Origin of the sequence: Paramesorhizobium endophyticum, from assembly GCF_014640615.1 — a bacterium.
Taxonomy (GTDB): Bacteria; Pseudomonadota; Alphaproteobacteria; order Rhizobiales; family Rhizobiaceae; genus Paramesorhizobium; species Paramesorhizobium endophyticum.
The window spans coordinates 19079-31777 of record NZ_BMHH01000024.1; the positions used below are offsets into that span (position 1 = coordinate 19079).

General features: G+C 58.2%; 12 protein-coding genes. 9 read left to right on the forward strand and 3 right to left on the reverse strand.

The features are described 5' to 3' along the window. Nucleotides 1–124: 124 nt before the first annotated feature. The 5 genes from IEX53_RS20255 to IEX53_RS20275 all read left to right on the forward strand — a co-directional run bounded on the left by IEX53_RS20255 (nucleotide 125) and on the right by IEX53_RS20275 (nucleotide 4981). Nucleotides 125–883 carry a glycosyltransferase family 25 protein gene (locus tag IEX53_RS20255; protein ID WP_188826001.1) on the forward strand — a complete coding sequence of 253 codons (759 nt, stop codon included), beginning with the start codon at nucleotides 125–127 and terminating at the stop codon, nucleotides 881–883. A gap of 207 nt (nucleotides 884–1090) precedes the next feature. Beyond that, nucleotides 1091–2119, forward strand: a complete 1029-nt coding sequence (locus IEX53_RS20260) for an SDR family NAD(P)-dependent oxidoreductase (protein ID WP_188826002.1) — start codon at nucleotides 1091–1093, stop codon at nucleotides 2117–2119. Then, entirely contained in the window at nucleotides 2116–3243 is a 1128-nt protein-coding gene (locus IEX53_RS20265) for a polysaccharide biosynthesis C-terminal domain-containing protein (RefSeq protein ID WP_188826003.1), read from the forward strand. Before IEX53_RS20260 ends, IEX53_RS20265 begins: the two co-directional genes overlap by 4 nt. Before the next feature lie 2 nt (nucleotides 3244–3245). Continuing rightward, nucleotides 3246–4400, forward strand: coding sequence for a non-hydrolyzing UDP-N-acetylglucosamine 2-epimerase (wecB, locus tag IEX53_RS20270; RefSeq protein WP_188826004.1), 1155 nt, complete (start codon nucleotides 3246–3248; stop codon nucleotides 4398–4400). 11 nt (nucleotides 4401–4411) lie between these two features. After that, a complete protein-coding gene (locus tag IEX53_RS20275; protein ID WP_188826005.1) occupies nucleotides 4412–4981 on the forward strand; it encodes a sugar transferase in 570 nt (189 codons plus the stop codon). Here IEX53_RS20275 and IEX53_RS20280 read toward each other — a convergent pair. Beyond that, nucleotides 4971–5873 (reverse strand): NAD-dependent epimerase/dehydratase family protein, encoded by a 903-nt coding sequence (locus IEX53_RS20280; protein ID WP_188826006.1) that lies wholly within the window; start codon nucleotides 5871–5873, stop codon nucleotides 4971–4973. The genes IEX53_RS20275 and IEX53_RS20280 overlap by 11 nt on opposite strands. Before the next feature lie 45 nt (nucleotides 5874–5918). On the opposite strand from IEX53_RS20280, the gene IEX53_RS20285 reads away from it, so the two are divergent. Further along, a complete protein-coding gene (locus IEX53_RS20285) occupies nucleotides 5919–7145 on the forward strand; it encodes a glycosyltransferase family 4 protein (RefSeq protein ID WP_188826007.1) in 1227 nt (408 codons plus the stop codon). Between the two features lie 105 nt (nucleotides 7146–7250). On the opposite strand, the gene IEX53_RS20290 is transcribed toward IEX53_RS20285, so the two are convergent. Beyond that, entirely contained in the window at nucleotides 7251–8288 is a 1038-nt protein-coding gene (locus IEX53_RS20290) for a DUF475 domain-containing protein (RefSeq protein WP_188826008.1), read from the reverse strand. Between the two features lie 275 nt (nucleotides 8289–8563). Further along, nucleotides 8564–9334, reverse strand: coding sequence for a YfdX family protein (locus IEX53_RS20295; RefSeq protein WP_188826009.1), 771 nt, complete (start codon nucleotides 9332–9334; stop codon nucleotides 8564–8566). Between the two features lie 533 nt (nucleotides 9335–9867). Here IEX53_RS20295 and IEX53_RS20300 point away from each other — a divergent pair. From IEX53_RS20300 to IEX53_RS20310, 3 genes are all read left to right on the forward strand, one after another. Then, nucleotides 9868–10473 (forward strand): DUF1345 domain-containing protein, encoded by a 606-nt coding sequence (locus tag IEX53_RS20300; RefSeq protein WP_236016295.1) that lies wholly within the window; start codon nucleotides 9868–9870, stop codon nucleotides 10471–10473. Nucleotides 10474–10503: 30 nt separating this feature from the next. Then, entirely contained in the window at nucleotides 10504–11724 is a 1221-nt protein-coding gene (gene chrA, locus IEX53_RS20305; protein WP_236016296.1) for a chromate efflux transporter, read from the forward strand. Between the two features lie 386 nt (nucleotides 11725–12110). After that, nucleotides 12111–12680, forward strand: coding sequence for a hypothetical protein (locus tag IEX53_RS20310; protein ID WP_236016297.1), 570 nt, complete (start codon nucleotides 12111–12113; stop codon nucleotides 12678–12680). The last annotated feature ends 19 nt before the right edge of the window (nucleotides 12681–12699 follow it).

Sequence of the window (12699 nt, forward strand, 5' to 3'; positions counted from 1 at the left end):
CTGGAATGGATGAGGCAAGGCTGAAAATTAGACTAATTCCATCTGCCGATTCCTTATGGGCTGTTGACTTTCGCGTCTAGGCGTTTCACCGCTGAATGACACGAACCGGCTCGAAGGCGACTCCTTGCCAATACCCGTTTATGTCATCAATCTCGATCGCTCGCATGAGCGGCTGAAGGCTGTGCAGGCCAGCGCAGCGCGGTTCGGCATCGCGATCCGCCGGGTTCCCGCCGTGGACGGAAGCACCCTGCCGCAATCTGCCCTCAGAGATTTCGACGCGGCAGGGTTCAGGCGCTATCATGGCAAGAATGCCATGCTGGCTGAGATCGGCTGCTATTTCAGCCATCTGAGGGTGCTCGAGGCGATCGTGGAAGCGCATGACGCCCACGCCGTCATTGTCGAGGACGATATCGAGTTCACCGCCGATTTCCTGCCATTCATCGAAGAACTCCCGCGGCTGTCCGGTTGGGATGCCGTCAAGCTCGTCAGTCACCGCACCGTGCTTTTCCGCCGTTTTTGGCGGGCGGGCTCGGGTTATTCAATCGGGCGGTGTGGCCATGGACCGCTTGGAAGCTCAGCCGCCTATGTGGTAAGCCGTGAGGGGGTGAAAAAGATGCTTGCTGCCCTGAAACCCATGCGTCTTCCCTATGATGTCGCGCTGGAGCGCGGATGGAGCGGTGGTTATGCGATTTTTACAACTGACCGGCCATTAGTTGCGTTGTCAGGTCAGGCGGTCTCCACCATTGCCGGCCGGGCGGCCTATGCAAGCGCCAAGCTGCCGCCCTGGAAGCGAATCGGAACATTGATGTTCCGGGCAAGCGACTATCTGCGCCGGTTACGCTTTGCCTGCGCACCAAACCGCCTGTTGGGCAGGTGGGAATAAGTCTCGTATCAAGACCCTGGGACGCCTGGATGGCACATCATCGCTGAGCCTGCAAAGAAAACCCTGAGCAATTAAGGGAACAGCTTCCATACCGGATGACGCGTTCCCATGGAGGTGCTATGCGGACGGAGAATGTTGCGGCGTCGACGACTCCATATACGCTCTATGTCGGGTTGCTGGATCAGAATTGCGATGGGGATGGCGAGGATGAAAGTCGATAAAATCCTGATTACCGGAGGCACCGGGTCCTTCGGCAAGACGATGTTGCGTGATCTGTTATCATCCGATGTTTCGGAAGTGCGCATTCTGAGCCGCGACGAAGAGAAGCAGGACGCTCTGCGGAACGAACTCAGGGATGGCCGGGCACGCTTTTACATCGGCGATATCCGGGATCGCGAGAGCGTCGACCGCGCCATGGCGGGCGTCGATTGCGTTTTCCACGCCGCGGCGCTGAAGCAGGTGCCTTCGTGCGAGTTTTTCCCGCTCGAAGCGGTGCGGACAAACATCATGGGCTCGGAGAACGTCCTGCGATCCGCCGTTGGCGCAGGCGTGCGGAGCGTGGTTTGCCTCTCCACCGACAAAGCAGTCTTTCCTGTGAACGCCATGGGAATGTCGAAGGCGATGATGGAAAAGCTGGCGCAGGCTATCGCACGGTCTATCGGCCCCGATGCCTCAACGACCGTGTCGATCGTCAGATATGGCAATGTCATGTATTCCCGTGGCTCGGCTATCCCGCTGTTCATAAAGCAACTGAAATCCGGCACGCCGATTACCGTTACCGAGCCGACGATGACGCGGTTTCTCATGCCGTTGCGGGATTCAGTCGCACTTGTGCATCATGCGTTCCAGCATGCCGGCCAAGGCGATCTGTTTATTCGTAAAGCGCCCGCCGCCACGATCGGAGATCTTGTCACTGCGTTGAAGGAACTTTTCAACCTGCCTGGTCACCCTGTTGAGATGATCGGATGGCGTCATGCCGAAAAGCTGTACGAGACGCTGGCAAGCGCGCAGGAACTGGCCCAAAGCGAGGATATGGGCAATTATTACCGTATTCATATGGACGCCCGCGACTTGAACTACCAAGCCTATTTCTCGGAGGGCGACCAGAAAACGATACAGCGGGAGGACTATCACTCGCACAATACCGAGCGGCTGGATGTGGAGGGCATCAAATCGCTTCTGCTCTCGCTGCCGGAAGTGAAGCAGGAACTCGACAGCTGGACGGCCAGCCGATGAGGAAGATCGTCATCACGGGATCTGGAGGCCTGTTGGGCTGGCATGCGGCAGTTCGATTGCATGCGGCGAATTGCGCGGAGCGCTTCGCATCGAGGCCCGTGCTCTACGACATCGTCTGTTTGGACCGCGATAGTTTTTCACAACCCGAAAAGCTGGCGGCTGCCTTGGGCGGTGCGGATGCCGTGCTTCATTTTGCAGGAGTCAACCGCGGCCCGGACAGGGAGGTCGAGGAAGGCAACCCAAAGATTGCAACCCAGCTTGCCGCAGCATGCAAGGCCGCCGGCATCGAGCCGCATATCGTCTATGCGAACTCTACGCACGCCGCTTCCGATACGCCCTATGGCCGGTCCAAGCGGATCGCGGGCGAGATACTCGCCGCTTGCACGTCCCGGTTCACCGATCTGGTGCTTCCGCATATTTTCGGCGAATGTGCCCGCCCGAACTATAACAATGTTACCGCGACATTTATCCGCAATGTCATCGACGGCACCCCGCCGACGGTGAACCCCGCCGGACACGTCGATCTGCTGCATGCCGGGGCTGCGGCAGGCGCGGCCATAGACGCGGCGCTGAACGGTACGGTGGGAACGGTGCGCCCTGCCTCGCGGCCCATGGGCGTGGCAGAACTTCTTGACCGGATATCCGGATTCCATGCCCTCTACGCTGCCGGGGTATATCCGGATTTGTCGGACGCCTTCGACCTCGCACTATTCAACAGCTATCGGTCGGCGCTCTATCCGGATGGCTTCCCCAGGACCCTGCGGCTGAATACGGACCCGCGCGGCACGCTGTTCGAAGCCGTCAAAGGCGGCGGCGGCGGGCAGACCTTTCTCAGCTGGACGGAGCCCGGGGTGACGCGCGGAAACCATTTTCATCTCAATAAGGCCGAGCGGTTTCTCGTTCTCGAGGGTGAGGCCGTCATCCGTATCCGCAAGGTTCTGCGGGACGAGGTCTGGGCTTATCGCGTCGATGGCCAGACGCCAGCGGCAGTGGACATGCCGACCCTTCACACCCACAGCATTGAAAATGTGGGCCAGAAGCCGCTTCTCACTCTGTTCTGGACCAACGATATTTTCGACCCCAGCAATCCCGATACCTATGCCGACCCCGTTCTTGGAGCATGAGCATGTCCAGAATTAAAGTCATGACGATTCTGGGCACCCGTCCGGAAATCATCCGCCTCTCCCGCGTGATGGCGCGGCTTGACCAGCATGTCGAGCATTGCATCGTCCACACCGGGCAGAATTACGACTACGAGCTCAATGAAGTCTTCTTCGAGGATCTGGGCGTGCGCCGCCCCGACCATTTTCTGGGAACCGGCGGCGGCAGCCTTGGCGAGACGCTGGGAAATATCCTCATCGAAAGCGAGCGCGTGCTTCTCGCCGAGCGTCCGCACGCCGTACTGGTGCTGGGCGACACCAATTCGGCCATATCCGCGATCATGGCACGGCGGCTGAAAATTCCGGTCTATCATATGGAAGCCGGCAACCGCTCGTTCGACCGGAATGTGCCGGAGGAGACGAACCGCAAGCTTGTAGACCATATCTCGGACTTCAATCTGGTCTATACGGAACATGCACGCCGGCATCTGCTCTCGGAAGGCATCCAGCATCGCCGAATCTATCTGACCGGCTCTCCGATGCGCGAGGTGCTCGATCATTATCGCCCTTCCATCGAGGTTTCCGATGTCCTTGAACGGCTGGGATTGACGCGGCGCGGCTATTTCATCGTCTCTCTCCACCGGGAAGAGAATGTAGACAACAAGGAGCGGCTGCGCGAATTGCTGCTTACGCTGAACGCGCTGGCGGAAACGCATGACATGCCGGTCATCGTGTCCACCCATCCACGAACGAGAAAGCGGCTGGATGCGCTCGACGGCATCGTGGTCGACAAGCGCGTGCAATATATGAAGCCGTTCGGCTTCCATGACTACAACAAGCTGCAGATGGAAGCCTTCTGCGCGATTTCCGACAGCGGCACGATCGCCGAGGAAGCCTCCATTCTGGGATTTCCGGCCATCACCCCGCGGGATGCAATCGAGCGCCCGGAAGGCATGGATGTCGGATGCATCATGGTGACCGGCCTCGACCGCAACACGATCCTCAACGGCATTGATGTTGTGACCAGCCTGTTCCGCGAGCGGGAGGAGAAAGGCATTCCTCATCCGGTCCCGGCCGACTATTGCGTTCCCAACACGTCTGAACGTGTTGTGAGTCTCATCGCCGGGACGGCTCTTCTTTCCAACGGGTGGGACGGCATCCGTCTCAACGATCCCTCCTAAGGGAGATCATCATGTATCAAGCTGGCGGAAAGCGCGTTTTCGATATTGTTCTGGCCCTGCTCCTGGCCCTGCCTGCTCTTTTGCTCTGCCTGGCTTGTATCTTTGCGATCCGGATGGAGCGGAGCGGGCCTGCCGTCTTCCGCCAGGTGCGCGTCGGAAGAAACCAGCGCCCCTTTACGCTCTATAAGCTGCGCACCATGTCACAGGGCACTGGCGACCGCGCAAGCCATGAGGTGACAGCCAGCCAGATCACTCGCAGCGGACATTTCCTTCGCCGTACAAAGCTGGATGAGCTGCCGCAACTCGTTAATGTGCTGCGCGGCGACATGAGTTTCGTAGGACCCCGCCCCTGCCTGCCGAGCCAGACGGAGCTCGTCGCTGAGCGACAAAAGCATGGCGTCTTCAACGTGCGGCCGGGTATTACCGGGCTCGCACAGCTGCGGGGCATAGATATGTCCACCCCGGTGAAACTTGCGGAGGTCGATGGTCAATATGCGGCGCATATAACGCTGGGGCAGGATTTGCGCCACATCATCGACACTGCCCTTGGAAGAGGCAGCGGAGACGCGGTCAAGGCATGAGGAAACTTAGGCTCTGCGGCATCTGCTCTGCAGGCTGCCAGCCGAACAGATTTGTTAGCCCGGTGTTGGACTCGACAGCCAGCCCGTCGATCGCGCCGGAAACCAGAGCTTGCCGCGCCGCGAGTTTCCCCGCCAGCCGCAAAAGCCCGACAGGAACAGGCAGGAGGCGGGCAGGTTTTCCCATCACCTTCCCCATCTCGATGATGAGATTGCGGGTCGATATGGGGCTTGCGTCGGAGGGCTCGAAAATCCTGCCGTTCGCCTGCCGCCAGCTGTCGCTGCCGGCCGCGGTCATATTGCGGACGAGATCGATGAAGTTTCGCCGAGAGAGGTAATTTCGAGGCTCATTGGCCGACCCCAGCGGCAGCGGCAGCCCGCGCCGGACCAGCGCCGCAAGCGTGTTAAGTCCACCCCTGCCGCCATCGCCGTAGACGGGGGGCAAGCGAAGCACGACGGTTGGGATGCTTCCATCGGCAAGCAGCGCTTCTTCAGCCTTGCGCTTGCCTTCGCCATACGAATTTCCCGCTTCCTCCATCCGCGCATAAACACTGCTTGCGAATATAATACCCTGGACGGATGTACGTCTCGCGGCTTCCCCTAGAGCATTTGCAGCGGCGGCAGCATTGCCCACGCCTCGCGCTGTATCCCGCTGCGGGTTGTCCGCTAGATGCAGGACGAACTGCGCGCCCGAAAGAGCCGACGCCATAGCCTCGGTGTCGGCATATGAGGAAACCTGCGCCCATTGCGTGGCACTGTTGACCCAGCCCGGCGCAGGGCCACGTGAAATTCCCCGAGCCTCGATGCCCTGCCTGGAAAATTCATCGAGAACGGCACGTCCGATAAAACCGCTCGCACCCGTGACGGCGAGCTTTGCGTTTTCGCTACTCTTCATGTAATGGTCCCCGCATTGTCGAGCCGGTCCGACCCTAGGATAAGTATGCGTATTCTCCTGTTAACACAGTATTTTTTTCCTGAACAGTTCTCGAATAACGCGATTGCAAGGGAACTTGTAAAGCGTGGGCATCAGGTGGAAGCAATTACTTGCGTGCCGAACTATCCAGCGGGGAAATTCTTCGACGGATATTCTAATCGTGAAAAACGCGAAGAAACCTGGAATGGCGTCCACATATACCGTGCCTTTACGGTCCCTCGCGGCAAGCGGGCACTATCACTGATTGCCAATTATCTCACCTATCCCGTCGCTGCCGGCTGGACGATGTTGAGAAAGCTCAAAGGGCGTCCGGACGTTTCCTTCGTTTCCATGCCATCGCCGCTGCTGCAGGCCTTGGCAGGTATTTTTCTGAAGAAATGGCGTGGCGTTCCCTGCGTCTACTGGGTTCAGGACATATGGCCGGAAAGCGCGATCTACACGCTCGGCATCAAAAACCGCTTCATTGCCGGCATACTCAATGCGGTCTGCGGGTGGATCTACCGGCAAGGCGATCTTATTCTCGTCCAGAGCCAAGGCTTTCCGCCTATGATCGAGCGCTTCGGTGTTCCTCGCGAACGTATCCGTGTCTTCCCCAACACCGCGCCGGAAACATATAAGCCCGTAGCGCCGGAAGATGCCGCCGAGCAGGGCAAACTCATCAAGGGAAGTGGTTTTCGATTGATGTTTGCCGGGAACATCGGTGAGAGCCAGGACTTCGATAATCTTATAGAGGCGGTGCGCCTGCTGGAGGATCGAGTGGACCTTTCCGTGGTCGTCATCGGATCCGGCCGTGATGAGGAGCGCGTGAAGCGGAGGATCGCGGAAGCCGGGATCGAAGACCGCTTCGAGTTTCTTGGACGGCACCCGGAAGAGACGATGCCGCTTTTCTTCGCACATGCTGATGCCATGCTAGTCAGTCTGAAGGATACGCCCATCTTTGCGCTGACAGTGCCCTACAAGGTTCAATGTTACATGGCATGCGGCAAGCCGCTCATTGCCGCGCTTAATGGCGAGGGGGCGAGAATAATCGAAGAAGCGGGAGCGGGGCTAGTCGCCAAGGCATCCTCTCCCGAAGGATTGGCCGACGCAATCACGGCGATGGTGAAAAAAAACGGGGATGAGCGCAGGCAAATCGGTGAGCGCAGCCTTGCCTATTTTCAGGCCCATTACGCAGCAAGCCTCATTTATACGAAATTGGAGACATGGCTGAGTGATACCGCGGCAAAGAGGTGAACTCGGAATAATGCTCCTGGGTTTTAAGACCCGGCTTTGTTGGCTGAATTAGAAAGGGCCCGGCGTCGCCACGGGGCCCTTTCGCAATAATTGTTCGCCCGAGTACTAGGCGTTCGCGTTTTCCCGCCTGTTATAGCGGATTGATGACCAGAGCGAGATGCCGATCAGCGTCGCGCCGCCAAGCCCGGTGATGACTTCCGGAATGTGGACCAATGTCTGGAAATACATCACGACCGACAGGATGAGGATGGCGTAGAAAGCCCCGTGCTCCAGATAGCGGTATTCGGCGAGCGTGCCCTTTTCCACCAGCATGATTGTCATCGAGCGCACATACATCGCGCCGATGCCAAGGCCGATGGCGATGATGAAGAGGTTCTGCGTCAGCGCGAACGCGCCGATGACGCCGTCGAAGGAGAAACTTGCATCGAGCACTTCCAGATAGAGGAAGGCGCCGAGGCCGCCCTTCGCCGCCGCGCTCATCGTTTGCTGCGAGGCGTCGAGCAGCCCGCCGACGACTTCCACGCCAAGGAAGGTCAGAAGGCCGTAGATGCCGGCATAAACGAAGGTTTGCGCTTCCTCCGGCGGGAGCAGCCTGGAAAACGCCAGGATGAGCGCCAGCACGAAGGCGACCTCGATGCCCTTGACGGTCGCAAAGCGGGCCATCCGGCTTTCGAGCCATTGTATCCAGTGCACATCCTTTTCGTGGTCGAAGAAATAGGTGAGCCCGACCATCATCAGGAACGTGCCGCCGAAGGCAGCGATCGGCAGATGCGCTTCGTGCATGATGCGGGCATATTCCTCCGGTCGGCTTGCCGCAAGGATAACAGCTTCAATGGGACCGATCTTGGCGGCGATGACCACGATGAGCAGCGGAAAGACGATCCGCATGCCGAAGACCGCGATGATGATGCCCCAGGTCAGGAAGCGCTGCTGCCAGACAGGCGTCATGTCCTTGAGCTTGTTGGCATTGACAATGGCGTTGTCGAAGGAAAGCGAGATTTCGAGCACCGCGAGCACGGCACAGATGAAGAAGGTCGAGGCGATGCCTGCGAGCGTCCCCGTGGACTGCCATCCGAGCCACGCGCCGAGGATCAATCCCACGGCGGTGACGATGAACGCCCATCTGAAATAATGAAGCATCATCGACGGGTCTCCCCGAAAACGGTCGCGCGTGGGAAGGCACATGCGTCAAGCATGAGACAAGTTTTCATAATAGCTAATTCCGCCGGCTTGATTTTGCTGGCGGTACCGACATCACGAGAGCGCCGTAAACTCTCGCCAGAGGGGCCCGGCACCTTTGTTCATCCCGCGGTCCGATGCCTGGAGGCGGGGTTCTTTCTACTTAGCAGCGCCGCGCCGCACGTCAAGAGGCGAAGACGGCCGGCATATGGCCGGCCGTCTTATCGACTGACCCTGGATTACTGGGCGGGCTTGGTTGCCGGAGCGGCAGGCGCGGGCTTTGCCGGCTGCGTTCCGGTGCTCGAGGTGCTGGGCTCCTTCTCGGTGATCGACCGGACGGTGATGGCGTCGTCAGCCTTCATCAGGCTCAGATTCGCCTCATAATAATTTTTCTTCTCGAGATCGTTCATCGCGGTCTCGACCACCTTGGCGAGAGCGGGAAGCTTCGCGTCGGTCTCGGTAATGAAAACATTGACGTTGGCGAGCTTCAGTTCCTGGATGGCCTCCTGGGTCTTGCCGCTGCCGAGATGCTTGTTGGCGTTTTCGACGTGCTTCGCCTTCTCCGGCGTCACATTGTAATCGTCATTGATGCCGACGGAGAAATCGATCGGAACCTGGCCCGATTGCACGGCGGCAATTTCCTCTGCCGGGCTGTTGGCCTGCTTGAGCTTCTGCACCAGGTCGGATGTGCCGGCCTGTGCCTTGTCGATATTCTCCTTGACCGCCGTCAGGATGGTCTTGGCGCGGTCAGGGGTGCCTTGGAAGATCGCCAGCCTGGCGAGGGCAATTCCGCGCACGGCGGCGTAGCCCTCATCGGAAACCGTGTCCAGCTTCTTCATGGCGGCTTCCTGCTGGGGAGACAGCTGGTCCGCCTGCGCGGCTTTCGATTTGTCCGCCGGTGCGGCTTTCTGCGTCTGCTCTTGTGCAAAGCTCTGGGTTACCGGTGCTATGACAAAGGACGATACAATCGTCGCTGAGAGAAGATAAGCAGAGAAAGATTTCAGTTTCATGGGATAACTCCGTTTTGGAAAATAGTCCCCCTATTTTCGCATAAAAAATCCCATGTAAATCATGGTTCTGGCCGCATAGTTAATCCTCCATGTCGCAAGTATTATTATAAGATTGCTGATGGAGGCGTAATTTTATAAGTATAATATACTATAATCATCTCGCCTCCGCCCGTGTACATGGTGGAGGAATGGAGCTGTTCGCCACCAAGCCCTATCACCCGCGCCGTGGAAAAAATGCACGAAGCGGGCTCAAGTTCCAGGAACGATATTGTGAGGGGATGTCCGTGCGGGATTCCGGAAATCGCCATGCTGCGGAGGCATGGGCCCGCTACGCAGCATGATCGGAGGGCGTGCCGAATGTTAACGCTCCAGCTGGAAACCATTTTTATAGGGATGCAGCAATTTTGAAATAGAGTAAACTATTATTCAAGAAGCAGAAAACTAAAATGCATATTACTATAGTTTAGTTTCGGGGTCTTAAGTTGAACGGCAGGCACAATTCATTTTATTTCGCTGCCGCTATCGGTTTCCTTATGTTGGCGGCGAGCCTGATATTCGCGCCGCATATCGCTTATGCGGTCACGGTAGATGTGTTCTTCGTGACTTATCTGGCGCTGACTCTGCCGAAAATGCTCAAGTCGACGCCTGAGCAGTTGAAGGGCAGCATAGCCCGCTCCGACGAGCCGGTTTGGCTCATCTTCACCCTTACCTTCGGCGCAGTAGTTGTCGCTGTTGGTTCGCTCTTCGTCTTCATCAATTCGCCCCGGCGTTTCGATCCGCTCGAACTCGCCCTCACGCTTGCGGCGGTGCCGCTCGGCTGGCTGGCGCTGCACATGATGGCGGCGGTCCATTACGGGCATCTCTATTGGCGGGAGGCGGACAGGAAAAAGAGCGACAGGCGCAACCAGCACGCGGGCGGCCTCGCCTTCCAGGGCGGTGCGGAGCCTGGAGGTGTCGAATTTCTATATTTCGCCTATGTGATTGGTATGGCAACGGAAACGTCGGATACCGCTATCACCAGCACGGAGATGCGCCGGACCAACCTCATCCATGGCATCGTTTCCTATTACTTCAACATGGTGCTCGTTGCCGCTGCGGTGAATGTCGCCGTTTCGCTTGGACAAGCGTCACAAAACTAGAATAGTTTCCCGCAAAAACGGGGACATGACATGAACGATGCGGCGATGACGGAGGAGAGCAGGGGCGGATTAGAACGGGTGGCGGAAATTTTTGCCGCTTTCCTGAAGCTGGGGCTTACCTCATTCGGCGGCCCGATCGCGCATCTGGGCTATTTTCGCAATGAGCTCGTCGTGCGCCGCCGCTGGATCGATGAAAAAGGCTATGCGGACCTGGTGGCGCTCTGCCAGTTCCTGCCCGGTCCGACGTCAAGCCAGACCGGCTTTGCGCTCGGCCTTCTGCGCGGTGGCACTCTTGGCGCGCTCGCGGCCTTCACGGCCTTTACTCTGCCTTCGGCGGCGCTGCTCATTCTCTTCGCTTATGGTGCGGATCTGTTCGGCGGGCCTGTCGGTTCAGGGATAATACACGGGCTCAAGGTGGTTGCCGTGGCCATCGTCGCGCAGGCGGTGTTCGGCATGGCGAAGACCCTGTGCCCTGACAGAACCCGCGCCGGCATCGCGCTTGGCGCCGTGCTTGTCGTTACGCTCGCCGCTGGATCATTCGGGCAAATCACGGCCATTCTCCTCGGCGCGCTCGCGGGCCTCCTGCTATGCCGTCTTTCAGGGGAAACTGCCGCCACGCATGTGCGCTTTCCCGTCTCACGCATGGCCGGGGCGGTGTGCGTGATCGCCTTCTTCGCGCTTCTCGTCGGCCTGCCGATCCTCGCGGGGGCCATTTCCAGCCAAGGACTTTCGGTCTTCGACGCCTTCTATCGTGCGGGATCGCTGGTGTTCGGCGGCGGACATGTCGTCCTGCCGCTGCTCGAGACGGAGGTGGTGCGCTCGGGATGGGTGGCCGAGAGCCGGTTTCTTGCCGGTTATGGCGCGGCGCAGGCGGTGCCCGGGCCGCTCTTTACCTTCGCCGCCTATCTCGGTGCGGTCCTCAACCCCGCGCCTAATGGCCTTTTGGGCGCAATTATTGCGCTGGCGGCCATTTTTGCGCCGGGCTTCCTGCTCCTCATAGGGATCATTCCGTTCTGGGATGCGTTCCGGGGCCTGACGAGCGCAAAGGCCCTGATGCGCGGCGCTAATGCGGCAGTCGTCGGCATTCTCGGCGCTGCGCTTTATAGCCCCGTCTGGACCAGCGCGATTACGGGGCCAAGGGAATTTGCGCTCGCGCTCGGTTGCTTCGTCCTGCTCGTGACGTGGAACCTCCCGCCATGGAGCGTCGTTCTTATCGGCGCGGCAGGTGGCGTGCTGATTGGATTGATCTGACCTGATATGACGTATCTCGTGGGTAATTACTGGGGTTATGTTTCAAGTCGGTAATTATATTTGCGCGCATATCTAGTAAAAAGAAGTAATTATCATGTATAATTTCTTCTTTATTGGTGCGCAAAGTGAAGCTGTATATGATCGTAACTTTATCGACGATACCGCCCCGTTTCAGCTATCTAGGAGAGACACTCGCTTCTATTCTCAATCAGAAAGCTCCCCCGGATCAGGTCATTCTTTACATTCCCACGCGTTATAGGCGTTTTCCAGAGTGGACTGGCGCGTTGCCATCCGTCCCTCCGGGTATATCGGTCCGCAGGACTCCCGAGGATCTCGGGCCAGCAACGAAAGTCCTTCCGGCAGTTAGGGAATTCGCAGGGCGCGATGTGGATATTCTCTTTTGCGACGATGATGTCATCTACGACGCGTCATGGTCGCGTAGATTTGCGGCGCTTCGAAAATCCATGCCGAATATTTGCCTTGCGGAAGCAGGTAGAGACCTGTTCGACATCGATATAAGCGCACGTCCCGTTGACCGCGTGCCCAGGTTCGGGAGCAACATCAGCAATTGGCGTTTCCGGCTTTCATCCATCTTGAAACATCGGCAAAGACGGGCATCGAAATATTCCACCAGCGGCTATTGCGATGTTTTCCTGGGTGTAAGCGGCGTGATGGTGAAGCCCGCCTTTTTTTCGGAATCGGCTTTTGAAATCCCAAAAGTACTATGGACCGTAGACGATTACTGGCTTTCCGGTCATCTGGAGACAAACAAGGTTCCGATCTGGCTCAATGCCGATGCCCCCCGTCGAGCCGACCGGCCCAGCAGGCGCGTGGCGGCATTATTGGATATGGTCCATGAAGATCACGATCGACGGGCCGCCAATCTTGCCTGTATCGAGTATTACCGGCGTACTTATGGGATTTGGCCGCCGTCCTTGCCCGGCACGCCGGTATAGAAAGCACCTCCGAGGAGGT